Annotated in this window: 11 protein-coding genes; 4 read left to right on the top strand and 7 right to left on the bottom strand. The window is 40.3% G+C overall.

What is annotated here, in order from left to right:
• Positions 1-9 precede the first annotated feature (9 nt).
• On the bottom strand, positions 10-1,107 hold the full coding sequence (locus GGQ60_RS19530) for a slipin family protein (RefSeq protein ID WP_183767552.1): 1,098 nt from the start codon (positions 1,105-1,107) through the stop codon (positions 10-12).
• Between the two features lie 418 nt (positions 1,108-1,525).
• Positions 1,526-1,816 carry a hypothetical protein gene (locus tag GGQ60_RS19535; RefSeq protein WP_183767553.1) on the bottom strand — a complete coding sequence of 97 codons (291 nt, stop codon included), beginning with the start codon at positions 1,814-1,816 and terminating at the stop codon, positions 1,526-1,528.
• A gap of 304 nt (positions 1,817-2,120) precedes the next feature.
• Here GGQ60_RS19535 and GGQ60_RS19540 point away from each other — a divergent pair, with 304 nt between their 5' ends.
• Positions 2,121-3,173, top strand: a complete 1,053-nt coding sequence (locus tag GGQ60_RS19540; RefSeq protein ID WP_183767554.1) for a helix-turn-helix transcriptional regulator — start codon at positions 2,121-2,123, stop codon at positions 3,171-3,173.
• A gap of 57 nt (positions 3,174-3,230) precedes the next feature.
• Complete coding sequence (locus tag GGQ60_RS19545) at positions 3,231-4,748, top strand: glycoside hydrolase family 32 protein (protein ID WP_183767555.1); 1,518 nt, start codon at positions 3,231-3,233, stop codon at positions 4,746-4,748.
• Positions 4,749-5,019: 271 nt separating this feature from the next.
• Here GGQ60_RS19545 and GGQ60_RS19550 read toward each other — a convergent pair whose 3' ends face one another.
• Entirely contained in the window at positions 5,020-6,603 is a 1,584-nt protein-coding gene (locus GGQ60_RS19550; RefSeq protein WP_183767556.1) for a peptide chain release factor 3, read from the bottom strand.
• Between the two features lie 444 nt (positions 6,604-7,047).
• Here GGQ60_RS19550 and GGQ60_RS23125 point away from each other — a divergent pair, with 444 nt between their 5' ends.
• On the top strand, positions 7,048-9,315 hold the full coding sequence (locus tag GGQ60_RS23125; protein ID WP_183767558.1) for a helix-turn-helix domain-containing protein: 2,268 nt from the start codon (positions 7,048-7,050) through the stop codon (positions 9,313-9,315).
• A 295-nt stretch (positions 9,316-9,610) separates the two neighbouring features.
• Positions 9,611-10,219: a SprT-like domain-containing protein gene (locus GGQ60_RS19560; protein WP_183767560.1), complete on the top strand. Its 609-nt coding sequence runs from the start codon at positions 9,611-9,613 to the stop codon at positions 10,217-10,219.
• 37 nt (positions 10,220-10,256) lie between these two features.
• On the opposite strand, the gene ade is transcribed toward GGQ60_RS19560, so the two are convergent.
• From ade to GGQ60_RS19580, 4 genes are all read right to left on the bottom strand, one after another.
• The gene (ade, locus tag GGQ60_RS19565) at positions 10,257-11,894 is read right to left on the bottom strand and encodes an adenine deaminase (RefSeq protein ID WP_183767562.1); all 1,638 of its coding nucleotides are present in this window, start codon (positions 11,892-11,894) and stop codon (positions 10,257-10,259) included.
• Positions 11,895-11,962: 68 nt separating this feature from the next.
• Positions 11,963-13,939 (bottom strand): alpha-ketoacid dehydrogenase subunit alpha/beta, encoded by a 1,977-nt coding sequence (locus GGQ60_RS19570; RefSeq protein WP_183767564.1) that lies wholly within the window; start codon positions 13,937-13,939, stop codon positions 11,963-11,965.
• 28 nt (positions 13,940-13,967) lie between these two features.
• Positions 13,968-15,353 carry a LutB/LldF family L-lactate oxidation iron-sulfur protein gene (locus GGQ60_RS19575; protein ID WP_183767566.1) on the bottom strand — a complete coding sequence of 462 codons (1,386 nt, stop codon included), beginning with the start codon at positions 15,351-15,353 and terminating at the stop codon, positions 13,968-13,970.
• Positions 15,354-15,504: 151 nt separating this feature from the next.
• On the bottom strand, positions 15,505-17,139 hold the full coding sequence (locus GGQ60_RS19580; RefSeq protein WP_183767568.1) for a M28 family peptidase: 1,635 nt from the start codon (positions 17,137-17,139) through the stop codon (positions 15,505-15,507).
• Positions 17,140-17,141: the final 2 nt, after the last annotated feature.

A 17,141-nucleotide genomic window follows, 5' to 3' on the forward strand; every position in this document is an offset into this window, starting at 1 on the left:
AAATTTAGTTTATTTCACGAAGATTTGCTTCAATTGATCTACAATTTGGCCGCTGCCCGATAAGCTGATGGTATTGATTTTCTCTGCGATTTTTTCCACGTATTCCATCTCTTTCAACTTGTACAGCATGCTGTTATCTTCCATTAATTTAGCGGTGTTCAGCAAACTTCTGGTCGAGGCAGTTTCTTCCCTTCGGGTTATGATATTGGCTTGCGCCCTTTTCTCGGCAATTAAGACCTGGTTCATAATCTCTTTAACATCACCCGGTAAAACAATGTCTTTAACACCACAGTTGGTCAATTTTATGCCCAAATTTTCAACTTTATCCAAGGTAATGGACATTACCATTTCGGCCACTTTTTCTTTGCCTTCCATTAATTCGTCAAACGTCATTAAGCCAATACATTCTCTTAATGCCAATTGCATGGTGATGTACAATTGTTTTTCGAATTCCTTGTTCTCCAATAACGCCCTGATCATATCATCAACTTTATATTGAATGCTGAAGTTTACCCGCAATTGTGCTTTATCTTTTGTTAAAATTTCTTGCCCGGTAATCTCCATATTCAATTGTCTGATATCAGCTTTCAAAACCTGAATACTTGTACTGTTTTTCCAGTAAACATAGTTTCCGGCTTCCATTATCCTTTCAAATTTGCCATCAATAAATAACAAAGCCTTTTCGAATGATTCTACTTTATAAGCCCTGATGTAATTTAACAATGGTGCTTTCTCCAATAAATTTTTATCAATTGCTTCGTCAATATTAATGTTGTTGATATCTACCTTAACAAAGTTATACGCTGATAAACCTTTCCAAATGGCATGCTTGCCTGCTGTTAAAACGCTTTTGAAGTTCCCGTTACGGTAAACCAGTGCCAATTCATTATCGGCCACATCTATTACGTGCACCAGATTGATAAAATCAGTGTTTGTTAATAATACTTCTAGTTCTGCAAGGGTGAAAAAATATTCTTTTCCCATGTCGTACAGGGTCATATCTTCACCGAAACCTAACCAGTAAGTTCCTGCTGTTAAAACGTTTTTTAATTTTCCTTTTTTAAACACCAATCCAACATAATTGGTGTTAATTGTTACTCTTTTCATGTTTTTTGATGTTAAGATTTATAGTTGTTTAATTTTTCCTTTATAAGGCATTGTAAAAGCGCATTCATTTGTTTATTGCGGAAGTAAAAGGAATCATGATGTTTTTAAGAATGAAATCAAGCCTTTTAAGTCCAATATATCCTGAGGATTTTGTGTGCTGTTTTGCTGATTTGATTTTTAAACCAATTCTTTCATCTTTTTTACTCACAAAGCAAAAGGCAAATTTGCTTTTTAAGACTTAAGAAAAATCTTGTAGCCAAATGCGGTTTTACATTGCTATTCTTTTGAGCTATTTGAAAAGTTGCCCTTCTTTTTGTTTTGGATTTTGAGTCCTAAACGCTTACCAATTAGCTATTCCAAGTTACAGTTGGAAGCAGGATTCGAACCTGCATATTTGGTTGTTACTCTAACCCCTGAGTTATTCCGGCACGGGCCGGAAGTGGGATTCGAACCCACGACACACAACGTGTTTAGACAAACTATCACCATCCTGATCAGTACATTCCATGCAATTGCACGAATACTTTGGGGCCATACAGAAACCCGCAACCGGGATCAGTTTTGATGTAGTGTTGCCATCCCGGTTATTCACCGGAATTTCTTTATAAATGATCTGATTTATATACGTTACCCTGTTCCACCTAACGGGAACAGGGGTTTCCTGCTGACTTAAATAATCAGCAGCAGCACGACGGAGAGCGCGTATCATTTAACAGTAAACTGTCTTTATAAATCAAGGTTGTTATTGTTGATGTTTTTCAAAGAACTTCATTATCGACTGGCGACATTACAAAGATGCCACCACCCCTGCGCGGCTGATTTGCGCAGTAAAAAATATTTTGAGGTTATTTATTTAAATTATTGATATACAGCATAATAAATTTTGTTTTTTGTTAAAAATATTTCTTTTTGCTGTTAACTGCGCAATTGTATTGCGTAGATTGAAAACGCTTTCATATCTTTAGCTTCAAGAAATCACCAGATTTTTGGCACAAACTTAAAATCACGCTAAAATGGCCATCAATAAATTAGCCCTCATTCGATACAAAACCATCGACGATTGTTTGAGAAACCGGTTCCGAAAATGGACACTGGATGATCTTATCGAAAAAGTTGCCGAAACCCTTTACGAGCTGGAAGGTATAACCAGTGGAGTGAGCAAACGTACCATTCAGGCCGATATTCAGTTGATGCGGAGTGATAAGCTTGGTTATAATGCACCGATCATTGTAAAAGATAAACGCTTTTATGCTTACGGAGACCCAAATTTCAGTATCACCAAAGCACCGATCAATAATGCGGATGTAGATAAAATGAAAGAAATTGTTGGTGTGCTGAAACAGTTTAATGCCTTTAATTACTTCGACGAAATGAGCGATATGATTGCCCGTCTGGAAAATAACCTTTATAAATCGACCAAACAGAGCGGTAATAATATCCAGCTGGAAAGCAATAAACTGGTTAAGGGTTTGGAATGTATTCCTCCTTTATATCAGGCAGTTTTAAATAAACGGTCGCTGCTGATCGAATATAAATCGTTCAAAGCACAGCAATCGCAACAGGCGATTTATTATCCATACCTGTTAAAAGAGTACAGGAACCGTTGGTTTTTAATCTGTAAGGCTAAAAAACGGCCGGGTATCTTAAATCTGGCTTTAGACCGTATTGTAGAATTTCAGGAACTGCCGAATGAAACTTTTGTTGCTTATGAAGGGGTAGATTTTGACCGTTATTACGATGATTTGATCGGGGTAACCAAAAACCACAAAGACAGGGCGCATAAAGTTATATTGGAGTTTACCAATGATCATGCACCTTATGTCATTACCAAACCTTTGCATACTTCGCAGATAATATTATCAAAAAACGAAAAAACAACCATTTTTAGAATAGATGTTGTACTGAACTATGAGTTGGAACGCGAGATTTTGGGCTTTGGAGAATGTGTTAGGGTGCGTTCACCAAAATTGTTGATCTGGAAAATAAAAAAACGTTTGCAGCAAACTTATGAGCAGTATGAAACCCTCCAAAAGGAAAAAGAGGCTCTTGAAAATTCCATGCCTTAGTTAAACGTTTTAGTAATTGGATTCTTATTTGTATTTTAAAGGCTCAATAACCAAATTATGAGCAGAATCAAATATATTTTATCCATCCTTATGGCTTGTTCGTTAAACACTTTTGCGCAGCAAGCTACTCCTCAATGGCGGCCAGATTATCATTTTACTGCACCAACCAATTGGTTAAATGATCCTAACGGATTAATTTATCTCAATGGTGAATACCATTTATTTTACCAGTATAATCCGGTCGAAAATAAATGGGGGCACATGAGCTGGGGGCATGCCAAAAGTAAAGACCTGGTAAATTGGGAACACCTGCCGGTTGCCATCCCCGAAAAGATTACCAAAGATACCACCACCATGATTTTCTCTGGTTCGGCAGTTTTGGATAAACAAAATGTAAGTGGTTTAGGCAATGGGAAAGCACCCATTCTGGCTTTTTATACGGCCGATTTACCTAAACAGCGTAATGAATCGCAGTATATGGCTTATAGCAACGATGGTGGCTTAACTTTTACCAACTATGCGAAAAACCCCATTATCGATTTGAACAAAAAGGATTTCCGCGATCCGAATGTGTGGTGGCACGAGACTTCTAAACAATGGATCATGACGGTTGCAATGGTTGATGAGCATCAGGTACGGTTTTACGGTTCAAACAACCTGAAAGACTGGTCCATGCTCAGCGATTTTGGTAAGCAAGGTAACCAGGGTAGTGGTTGGGAATGTCCTTTCATCATTCCGTTGGCGGTTGATGGAGATAAGAAAAATACCAAATGGGTACTGATGATTTCGCTCTTTGGGCCGAAAGGGCCAACCATGCAGTACTTTGTAGGTGATTTTGACGGCAAAACTTTTAAAAATGATAACGATGCGCAGTTAACTTTGCTGGTTGATGATGGCGATTCGTTTTATGCGGCCATTCCATGGAACAATGCGCCAAATGATAAACGTATTCTTTTGGGCTGGTTGCAGCCGGGCGGTAGAGAAACCTTCCCATGGAAAGGGCAGATGTCCATCCCGAGGGACCTGGCATTAAAAACCACCCCCGCAGGTATAAGGTTGTTTCAGCAACCAAGTTCGGTTATTGCAGGCAATCTTAAAAAACTGGCCCAAAACCGGCTAATATCCAAACAGAATCTGGCTATTAACGGCGAACTGAAACTGGGTGAAATTACCAATACAAACTGGATTGAAGCAGAGTTTGATCTGCGTGATGCTAAAAATGCGGGCTTTAAGCTGGCCCAGTTAAAAGATGGGCAAGGGAAAGTGATTAAAGAAATCGAGGTGGGTTATCAAGCGGATAAAAACGAACTGTATGTAAATTGCTCGCGCTCAGAAAAAGGGATCAAAAACGATAAAAATATCATTCAAAATGCTAAAATGAATCCCGTAGGCGGTAAAGTGAAAATTCAGATCCTGATTGATAAATCATCACTTGAAGTTTTTGGCAATGGAGGTGAAAAGGTGATTTCAACCATGATTTTCCCGGACGAAAAAGCAAGAGGAATAACGGTGTTTGCTAAAGAAGGAAGCTGTACCTTAAGCCGTTTAAAGATCTGGGATTTGAGCAAGAAATAACAACAATGATAACTTGTCATGTTGAGCCTGTCGAAACGCCTCACATATTTTAAAGGCAGGCCCTTCGACAGGTTAACATTAACTGACTGCGAAAAGAATCGTTATTTCCCTGGAGTCTACGGGTTTTTCACCGGTGCACTCGGCTCGAAATGACGGTCTCTCAGAAGCTATCACTCCCATTGATTTTTATAGGATAAATTACATCCTCAGGGTAACAATTCCAGGCCTTACATAAATGATGTGTCCTGAACCACTCACTATGGGCTAAAAACTAACTTTTAAACTCACTTGTTTTATGGAACTCAATATCAGGATAATCCTGTTTGGTTAAATTGATCATGTATTCGCTATCGGCCAGGTAAACCGGGTTAGCTTCCTTATCGAAACCGATGTGCTGTTGTTTACGTTTTACAAATTCATCAAGTTTTTTCCTGTCGCCTGAAGTTACCCAGCTCGAGCGTGTATAACTCAAGGTACGGAAACGGCATTTTGCACCATATTCGTGCTCTAACCTGAAATTGATCACCTCGAACTGCAGCTCGCCAACTGCACCGATCACTTTCCTGTTTCCGGGCTGCATAACAAATAACTGTGCTACACCTTCGTCTGTTAACTGCTCAATACCTTTTTCCAATTGTTTCGTGCGCATCGGATCCATGTTTTCCACCTCTTTAAAGATAGACGGAGAAAAACTTGGGATTCCTTTAAACTGCAGTTTTTCACCTTCTGTTAAGGTATCGCCGATTTTAAAGTTACCGCTATCGTACAGGCCAACCACATCGCCCGGCCATGCTTCTTCAACAATGCTTTTTTCGTTCGCCATAAAATCCATCGGATTGGAGAATTTCAGTTTTTTATCCTGACGGGTATGGTAATAGAATTTATTGCGCTCAAATTTACCGGAACAGATCCTTAAAAAGGCAATCCGGTCGCGGTGTTTGGGGTCTAAGTTGGCATGAATTTTAAATACAAATCCACTAAAGTTTTTTTCTTCTACTAAAACATCGCGCTCCTCGGCCTCGCGGTGTTTCGGGCTCGGTGCAATTTCGATAAAAGTGTCCAAAAGTTCCTTGATCCCGAAGTTATTGATGGCACTCCCAAAAAACACTGGCGCAACCAAACCATCGGTATACAAGTCTTTATCCAGTTTACCATAAATACCATCAACCAGTTCAACATCATCTTTTAACGTTTTGATTTCATTTTCTTTCAGGTATTCCAATAAAGAAGGATCATTTAAATCGCTTGCCGCTACAACCGAATCGGTAACCTTGGTTTTATCGGAATTAAATAAATTTAAATGTTTATTGTAAATGCTGTATACCCCTTTAAAGGTGTGCCCCTGACCAATTGGCCACGAAAGCGGGCATAAACTGATGCTTAGCTTCTCTTCAATTTCATCCAACAGATCGTAGGCTTCTTTACCTTCGCGGTCCATTTTGTTGATGAATATAATCACAGGAGTATTCCGCATGCGGCAAACCGACATTAGTTTTTCGGTTTGTTCCTCCACACCTTTCACACAGTCTACCACCAGGATTACGCTATCCACTGCCGATAAAGTACGGTAGGTATCCTCGGCGAAATCTTTGTGACCGGGCGTATCCAGAATATTAATGCGCTTACCACTGTACTCGAAACCCATTACCGATGTTGCAACCGAGATACCACGTTGCTTTTCGATTTCCATAAAATCGGAAGTATTGCTTTGGTTCGCTTTGTTCCTTTTTACCGCGCCGGCAGTGTTAATGGCCCCGCCAAAAAGCAGAAATTTTTCTGTCAGCGTGGTTTTGCCCGCATCCGGGTGACTAATAATGGCAAAGGTTTTACGTTTTTCTATTTCAGGGTTAAGCATAATAAAATTTTGGATATAAAAGATGATGAAACCTTGTTAAAGGAATTTAACAGCGATAAGATTTGAATATTGTTGTTTCATCAGGGCGCAAAGATAATAAAAAGCTTTATCATTAATTGTTAGGTTGTTGTATTGTTTTATCTGATATAAAATATTTGAAAAGCAGGTACAGTGGTTCTATTGTTATTGCAGTCCTGCCATACACTGTAGCTCCGGTAGAAAAAAATCGGAGGCTGCCGTTTCTGTCAGGTTTAGGTTGGTTCTGTTGTGATTCTATTAACGTTTTATCCTGGCCAATCGTTAAGTTTCTGCTCTTTATCAGGCCTCCTGTCGAAAATTATCCGGTTAAAATTAAAATTTCTCCTTAATCATTCTTTATTTTTGTGCTAAAATGTTTAGCTTTATTCATCCCTCCGTGTATTGCTAACTAAAATTTTACTGCCGATGCCCACTTTAGAAGAAACTTCCATGCCCGCAGAAATTGCGGCTAAATTTGTTAATTATACCTCGAAACATGTTTTCTTAACCGGAAAAGCCGGAACGGGTAAAACAACTTTTTTACGGAAACTCATTCAGCTTACCCATAAAAAGGCCCTGATTGTAGCACCTACGGGTATCGCAGCTATTAATGCATCAGGAGTAACCATTCATTCACTGTTCCAGCTGCCTTTCGGTGCTTTTTTTCCGGATGTTGCGGGCACTTTAGTGAACGAAAACATCAACTTCAATTTTAATACACCCAGAACTCTGGTCAAACACTTAAACATGCAGGGCAATAAACGCCGCATGTTACAGGAACTCGAACTATTGGTTATTGATGAGGTGAGTATGCTGAGGGCCGATATGCTCGATGCTATTGATTTTGCTTTGCGATACGTGCGCAGGAACAGAAATCTCCCTTTCGGAGGGGTACAATTGCTTTTTATCGGCGATCTGCACCAGTTACCGCCCGTGGTAAAAAATGATGAATGGCGTATTATGGCCAAATTTTATAAAAGCATTTATTTTTTTGATGCCCTGGCCCTGCAGGACAACGCACCGGTTTACATCGAACTGGATAAAATTTACCGCCAGGATGATTCAGTTTTTATCGGCCTGTTAAATAACCTACGGAACAATAAAATCACCCCGGAAGACACGGCTTTGCTAAAACAACACTTTAAGCAGGATTTTAAACCCGCTGCCGATGAAAATTATATTACGTTAACCACCCACAACAATAAGGCCGACAGTATAAACCGCGAGCGGCTGGAGCAACTGAAAACCAAATCGTACTTTTTTGAAGCCAGGATACAGGGCGAGTTTAACGAATATGCTTATCCTAACGATAAAAGTTTAGAGTTAAAAGTTGGTGCACAGGTAATGTTTATTAAAAACGACATGACCGCCGAAAAACGCTATTATAACGGTAAAATAGGGGTGGTGCACCACATCGAAAAAGATGTGATCGAAATCGAACTCCCGGAAGATAATGTGGTGATACAGATTTCGCCCTATACATGGGAAAATGTAAAATATAAACTGGACGAAGCCACCAACGAGATCAAAGAAAACGTGGCCGGTTCTTTTGTACAATATCCGATTAAGCTTGCCTGGGCCATTACGGTACATAAAAGTCAGGGTTTAACTTTTGACAAGGCCATTATTGATGTAGGCGAAGCTTTTGCACCAGGACAAGCCTATGTGGCTTTATCGCGTTTACGCTCTTTAAAAGGTTTGGTGTTAACTTCTCACCTTCGCGATAGTGGTTTGCAGCAGGACCAGCATGTACACTATTTTTCTAAAACCAGGCAGCCTTCAGAGGTACTCAACGAGCAGATCAGCACAGAAAGTTATATTTTTATCCGTAGTTACCTGCTTGCTGCTTTCGACCTGAACCTGATACGCTATTATTTAAAAGAACACCGGCAGACTTTTGATAAAAGTGAAAAATCAGCTAAGCAAAAATATGAAGATTGGACGCAGGCGCTTTATGCCGATTTCCAGAAAATAACAGCTACTGTCGATACCTTTGTTAACCAGCTGAAAAATTTATTTGCCCAACAAACAGAACATACTTTGTTTAATGTATCGAAAAGGGTAGTGGCTGCGCTGAATTATTTTAATCCGTTGATCAAGGAAATTTCTGACCGCTTTTTAATGCAGATTGAAACCGTTAAGGAAGAAAGGCAGATAAAAACCTATGTTACCGAACTGCTCGAACTCGAAATCCTGGTTTATGAACAGCTGAAAAAAATGCATAAAAGCAAAGCACTCTTACAGGCATTGATTGATGGTAAGGAGTTTAGCAAAGCCGATACCGATGCGCTGTTAAACACGGTTGAAAGAAACAAACAACTTCAGCAGGCTATCCAGTTAAAGGGCGAAACGCTGAAAGTAAAATCGGCTGCTACAAAGAAGAAAAAGGAGCCTAAAATTGATACCAAACTGGTAAGCTTTGAACTTTATGAGCAGGGCAAAACTATAGATGAAATTGCAAAAGAACGCGGTTTTTCTGTTGGCACCATCGAAGGGCACCTGGCTTATTATGTATCAACACAACAACTCGATGTAAGCAAACTGGTAAAAGCCAACAAAATCAGAAACATCAGCGATGCAGTAGAAAGCCAGAAAACAAAATCGATGGCCACGATAAGGGAATTTCTGGGAAAAGATTATTCTTTTGGTGAAATTAAATTGGTGCTGGCCTCTTTATTCCCATCTGAGGAATAAGTCTGTTTAGTTTAAACCACTTCTGCCAAATGCGATTATCATGAATGATATGTAATGTAAAAATATAGTTAATCGATAATGACTCGGGGTAAGAAGCGTCATTTCGAGCAGCGTGCAACGAAGTCGAGAAATCTATCTCGAGACAGATCTCTCTACTCTGCTGCGTTCCGGTCGAGATGACGATCACATGATATAGATCCTTCTTAAACTGAGTTTAAAGCATATTTTAATACTTATTAAATCCCTATCATAAAATTATGTTTTCTAAGAAAATCTTTGCGAACTTTGCGGTTAAATGGAGAAAGTTAACGTTTTAGCGCAATACATGCCTGCCGAGGCAGCGCCGCTAATAGCCAAGTGGATTGATTATTTTCAATGTGAATTTAAGATTTCTAAAACCCGTTCCACAAAACTGGGCGATTACCGTCACCCTTACCAGGGCAAAGGCCACCGGATTTCAGTAAATTTTAACCTCAACCATTATGCTTTTTTAGTTACCACTGTACACGAATTTGCACATTTACTTACCTGGAACGATTTTAAAAATAAAGTAAAACCACATGGGGCGGAGTGGAAAAAGAACTTTCAGCGCATGATGGTCCCATTCTTTGAGCTGAATATCTTTCCGGATGATATTCACCAGGCAATTGATAATTACATGTCCAATCCTGCGGCATCAAGCTGTTCTGATCTGCATTTATCGCGAGCCTTAAAAAAGTACGACCATAATAAAACCGGAATATTGCATTTAGAGCAGCTCCCTATTAATACTACCTTTAAAATCAAAGACGGAAGGCGCTTTACCAAGGGGGAAAGGATTAGAAAGCGTTATCGTTGTATGTGTTTGGATGATAAACGTTTATATCTGTTTAATCCTTTGGCCGAAGTGTTCTTGCTATACTAAAGTCATGCTGGAGGCCGTGAAGAATCTTGACAAAGCATTATATTAACTTAAATTCATCTCCATCAAATAAACCCTTATCGCTTAACTTTAAACATGGGATCACCAACAAAGCCATGAAAGAAAGTGTCATAAATGGAGCAAGTAAAGTAGAACCCAAATCTTTAGCAAATTTATCAATTGAGGTGTAGCTTTCCGCAACCTCATACCCGTTCTGATTGCTCATTAAGCCTGCAACCGGTAAAGCTAAAACTTCTTTTTTCCCTTTTCCAAGGGCCACTATACCTCCGGTTTCCTGAATAACCAGGTTTACTGCTTCACAAATGCTTTTATCATCCGCGCCAACTGCAATAATATTATGGCTATCATGTGCAACGCTTGAGGCAATGGCCCCCTGTTTCAGACCGAAATTCTTAACAAAAGATACCGCTACAGGCGCACCATGATAACGATTTACCACCACCATTTTTAAAATGTCATTCTCCAGGTCGCTGATGATATTTTGATTTAACACTTTTGGTTGAACAGATAATCTATTCGTAATTAACTGTCCGTCTAATGCTTCAATCACGGGGATTTCTTCTTGTCCCGTAAACGGATAAACAAAATCATTTTCCTCTTTTAAGCTGCAGTCGAAATGGTTTACCGATTCTTTATCCTCCACATGTTTTACCCAATCGCCCACGGTTTTACCATTTTCGGCTAGCAATAACCCATCAATATAGGTTTGTTTAATCCTGAAATTTTTTAAATCTTCGATCACAATAAAATCTGCCGGATCATTAAGTTGTAGTTTTCCAACGTCGAGTTTATAGTGGAGAATAGGATTGATACAGGCTGCCTGCAGGATCTTGAAAATATCGATTCCCTTTTCTACTGCTCTTGCGCAGAGCTGATTGATATGGTTTTCGACTAAACTATCCGGATGTTTATCATCACTGCAGAACATCATCATTTCAGGCCAGTCGTTCAACAGGCCGATCAACGCATCAAAATTTTTAGCTGCACTACCGTCGCGGATCAATATTTTCATGCCGCGCTGTAGTTTATCCAGTGCTTCTTCTGCTGTAAAACATTCATGGTCTGTAGAAATACCCGCATCGATATATTGCTGCACCGTATGGCCTCTTAAACCGGGAGCATGTCCATCAACAGGTTTACCCAGCTGATGGGCAGCAGCGATCTTTTTTAAAACTTCTTCATCTTTATACAGTACGCCGGGAAAATTCATCATTTCGCTGAGGTATTTTATCTCCGGCCGTTCTAAAAGTGCTTTTACATCATCATGATTGAGTTCTGCACCGGCGGTTTCGAATACGGTAGCCGGAACACAGCTTGGCGCACCGAAATTAAACTTAAATGGTACGGTATTGCCATTTTCGATCATAAACTCTACACCCTCCATGCCGCAAACATTGGCAATTTCGTGTGGATCGCTTATTGTAGAAACTGTTCCATGAACAACCGATAGCCTTGCGAATTCACTCGGAATCAGCATGCTGCTTTCGATATGCACATGGCTGTCAATAAAGCCCGGAGAAATAAAGTGAGCGCCTTCCCGCTGACCGGAAATTTCGGTAATGGATTTTATTTTACCTGCTTCTACTGCTACTTCTCCAAAGAAGATATTTCGTTTCGGGATGTCGATGATATTTCCTTCGACTTTAAAGTTGCCCATTTATTTTGTGTTTAATTGGTTAATTGTGTAACACGGCTCGTGATTAACCGATTTCACGATTAACCCATTTAGTATTTCAATAACTTATCTATTGTTTCTGCTAATCTTGCCCTGGCCAGGAAATCATCTTCCAATACTTTACTCATCGGGATTGCCGTATCCAAACTTGCACAGCGCATTACCGGGGCATCTAAATATTGAAAACAATGTTCTCCTATCCAGGCTGATATTTCTGCTCCAAAACCATTGGTTAAGGTATCCTCATGTAAAATTAATACCCTTCCGGTTTGTTTTACAGCTTGTTGTACGGCTTCTTTATCCCATGGCTGAAGCGTGCGCAGGTCAATTATTGTGGCTTCGCATTCCGGATGTTCATTTACATAATCCAAAGCCCAGCGTACACCTAGTCCGTAGGTAATGATGGCAAATTTACTCCCTTCTGTTAGCGTTGCTGCTTTGCCAATTTCTGTGGTATAATATCCATCCGGAACAGGGGCCGTTAAACTTCTATATAAATATTTGTGTTCAAAATATAACACCGGATTTGGATCCTCAATAGCTGCCAGCAATAATCCTTTTGCATCGTCAGGAAAAGCCGGATAAACGACTTTCAAACCGGGGGTTTTGGTAAACCAGGCCTCGTTACTCTGAGAATGAAATGGTCCGGCGCCTGTTCCAGCACCTGTAGGCATGCGTACCACCACATCGGCTTTCTCTCCCCAGCGGTAATGTGTTTTAGCCAGGTTGTTTACAATCTGATTAAAACCAACGGTAACAAAATCAGCAAACTGCATCTCTACCACTGCCTTATAACCATTGATAGATAAGCCTAAACCTGCACCTACAATAGCCGATTCGCAAATAGGGGTATTGCGTACCCTGGCCTTGCCGTATTTCTCGGTAAAGCCATCTGTAATTTTAAAAGCTCCGCCATAATCGGCAATATCCTGCCCCATTAAAACCAGGTTGGGATACATTTGCATGGCTAAATCTAGTGCATCACTAATGGCATCTAAATATCTTTTTTCTGTCGAAGATTGGCTGGGCTGAATAACCTTTTGTTGATAAGGAAAATACATATCAGCCTCCTCCCGACTGGCATCTGCCTCTGGTTCAGCTTCGTTAAAAGCTTCTTCAACTTCCAGTTCAATCGCCCTTTTAATTTGAATTTTAATGTCGATCACCGCATCAGAGGTTAAAATATCCTGATCAATTAAATAGGCTTCGTAATTGTTAAGCGGATCCTTCTTTTCCCATTCATCAAACAGTTCTTGAGGCACATATTTAGTTCCTGAAGCTTCTTCATGGCCACGCATCCTGAAAGTCATGCACTCCACCAAAACAGGTCTTGGGTCTTTCCTGATTTCCATAGCCAGCTGATTAATGGTATCATATACTTCAAGAATGTTGTTACCATCAATCTGCCGGCCTTCAATGCCATATCCAATGGCTTTGTCGACCAGATTTTTGCACCTGTACTGCTCCGATTTTGGGGTTGAAAGCCCATATCCATTATTCTCAATCAGAAAAATAACCGGCAGACCCCATACGGCAGCTACATTCACTGCTTCGTGGAAATCGCCCTCACTTGTGGCACCTTCTCCGGTGTAAACCAGTGTGGCATGTTGTTTATTAGCCAAAAGATCTGCCAGTGCAATGCCATCAGCCAAAGCCATTTGCGGACCAAGGTGGGATATCATGCCAATAATTTTATAATCTTGTGTGCCAAAATGAAAAGAACGGTCGCGGCCTTTTGTAAAGCCCGTTACTTTGCCCTGCCACTGCGCCATTAATTTTTTGAGCGGAATATCGCGCGACGTAAAAACCCCCAGGTTACGGTGCATAGGCAAAATATATTCATTGCTTTGCATGGCCAAAGTACTGCCAACTGCTATGGCTTCCTGACCAATACCAGAAAACCATTTACCGATTCTGCCCTGACGTAATAGTTTAAGCATTTTGTCTTCAACCATCCGGGGGTAAAGCAATCTTTTGTATAAATCCAATAGAAATTTGTCGTCTTTATCTCCTCGATTGAAATGCATATTTGGTTGTCTGGCTAATGGTTTCTGATTAAGATTCCCGTTCCTTTTTCATCTCTTCGAACTGCTTGGCAAAAGATTTATCGGCAACTTTTGGCATTTCGCGGTATTTACCCCAACTCTTTTTGAAGAAGGTTTTGAGCATAAAGTTTTTGAACTTGCCGCCAAAGAAATCCATCCACTTGCGTTTTTGCATCATCCTGTTGAACATGCTCCAGCCAATTTCTTCCTTTTTGCCATTTTCGTGGCCCGCTGCAGCATCTCTACGGTTTAGCAATAACATTTTATGGATATCGATTTTTACCGGGCAGACCTCCGAGCATTTTCCGCAGAGACTGGAAGCATAACTCAAATGCTTAAACTCTTCCATGCCTTTAAAATGCGGTGTAATTACCGAACCGATAGGCCCACTGTAAGTGGTGTTATAAGTATGGCCGCCAATATTTTTATATACCGGGCAGGCATTTAAACAGGCACCGCAACGGATGCAGTATAAACCCTGTCTTTGTTCTTTCTGTGCCAGTAAATTGGTACGCCCGTTGTCCAGCAAGATTACATACATTTCTTCCGGACCATCGGTTTCGTTAGGTTGGCGCGGCCCGCTTAAAATGGTATTGTAAACGGTTAGGTTCTGTCCGGTTCCATGCGAGGCCAGTAAAGGCCAAAAGAGATCTAGATCGCTTATAGAAGGAATTACTTTTTCAATTCCTACTATTGCAATGTGAATTTTAGGGAAAGTGGTACTTAAACGTGCATTGCCTTCATTTTCGGTTAAGGCAATACTTCCGGTGTCGGCAATTAAAAAATTGCCTCCACTGATGCCAATATCGGCCTTTAGGTATTTATCACGGAGCAATTCCCTTGCTTTTTGGACCAATTGTGGCGGAGTGGCATCTAATGGGGTGCCAAATTTATCATGAAATAGCTGAGCAATATCTGTAGCACTTAAGTGCATGGCAGGGGTAACAATATGGTAGGGTGCCTGACCCAATAACTGAACAATGTATTCGCCTAAATCACTTTCAAGCGATTCAATGTTATTTTGCTCCAGAAAATCGTTCAGGTGGATCTCCTCCGTCGTCATCGATTTAGATTTAATGACGGTTTTCCCATTGTTTCTTTTAATAATGTTGAGGATTTCCTGCTGGGCTTCTGCAGCATCATTTGCCCAAATAACCTTACCGCCACGACGCTGAAAGTTCGATTCGAATTCTGGTAAGAATTTGTCGAGATTTTCCATTACGCGCCATTTGATCACGTGTGCCTTTTTTTTAGAGGCTTCGAGGTTTTCGAATTTCGATAAACCGCGTTCAACTGCTGCATTGTATTTACCGATGTTGTAATTTATGGTTTTACGGTGCGGTAAATCGAAAGCTTTCTCATCAGATTTCTCTAAAAATTCCTCGGCAGTTTTCATTAATGGCAATTTTAATATAGGGTAACGAAGAATAACCGCTTTTAGTTTCAAGCTATTCTGTTAAAAACCAAAGATATGAATTTATGCAGGCACCAAAAGTAATGTGCATAAAAAAGCCCCAACATTTCGTTGAGGCTTGGCATTTGAAAAATTATTTCTTTGGATTCCCTTTTCCGTCCATGTCTACTACAGGGCGTTTAGCTCTGTTGGCAAGCTCCCATGCTGTAAAATAGGTTAATTTAGCTCTTTTTGCCAGTAAAGGGAAGTTAATTTTACTTACTTCATCACCCGGTTTGTGGTAGTCCTGTTGTAACATTCCATCGTAATAGAAAATAATCGGAATGCCTAACTTGGCAAAGTTATAGTGGTCTGAACGATAGTAAATCTGTTCAGGGTCTTTCGGATCGTCGTATTTGTAATCCAGTTTCATCTTGGTGTAGGTTGCATTTACCTGCTCGCTGATGTTGGCCAGGTCGCTGCTTAACATTTTCGAACCTACAGAGTAGATGTAGTTTGCCGAATCTGGTTTGCCCAAATATTCTTCACCTGTACGGCCGATCATGTCGGTATTTAAATCAGCAATGGTATTGGCAACAGGGAAAACAGGGTGCTCAGAGTACCATTCAGAACCCCAAAGACCTTTTTCCTCTCCAACAACTGTCATAAACAAGATACTGCGTTTAGGGCCTTTACCAGCTTTTTTAGCATCGGTAAAAGCTTTGGCCATCAATAAAACACCGGTTGTACCCGATCCGTCATCATCAGCACCGTTGTTTACTTTGTCTTTCGCGTTAGGATTGGTTTCCAAACCAATGTGATCGTAGTGACCAGTTAAGATCAATACTTCTTTTTTAAGAACAGGATCAGAACCTTCTAAATAACCCAGAACATTTTCGCACCTAACCGGTACTTCGTTTTTGGCAGCACTTGCCGAAAAAGGAACATTCACAATTTGCGAAGCAGGAGTAACGCTTTCGGTAATTTTCTTTTGTAAATCAGCTACCGTAGTATTGTTTGATTTTAAAAGGTCGTTTGCTAAGGCTACAGAGATTGAAATACGTGGAATATCATTTTGTTTTTGAGCCTCAATAGCAGCATTTGTTTTGACGATTACACGGCCTTTATTTTGAAATTGTTTGCTGTCTTCGGTAATTCTATCCACCCCCGGATCGATCAGGATAATGGCTTTAACATTATTCTCGGTAAAATATTTTGCCCGGCTTTCTAACATGTCGCGGTAAGCTTTTCTGTCAATCCGTGTACCAGGTTTAAGAGTTGGATCGCCACCGTTAAACATCATTACCACTTTTCCTTTGATATCGGTTCCGGCAAAGTCGTTGTAGCTGTCCTTTTTGATTGCGTAACCAATAAATACGATTTGATCTGTTGAAAAGGTAAAACCGTTATCGCTGATTAGGCTTGGCGAAACAACATAATCTTTCTGATATTCTTTCGGCTGACCGTTAACGGTTACATGGCTTTCTTTTAAGGTAACATTTACCAGGTTAATTTTCTGGAAATATCCACCATCAACCGGACCTTTTAAACCAATGGATTTAAAATAATCGCGGATATAATCGGCAGCCATCCAGGCGCCTTTGGTTCCTGTTTCGCGACCTTCATATTCATCAGAAGCCAACACAGAAAGGTGCTTATAGGCATTATCAGGGTTAATGGCTTTGCTAAACTTGATAGCGTCTTTATTGGCCGGCAGAGGTTTAATCTGGCTAAAACAGCTTGCTGTAACAAGCGTAACCAAACCAAGGGTTAAAAATTTTTTGTTCATTA

Source organism: Pedobacter zeae (assembly GCF_014196715.1).
Lineage (GTDB): Bacteria > Bacteroidota > Bacteroidia > Sphingobacteriales > Sphingobacteriaceae > Pedobacter > Pedobacter zeae.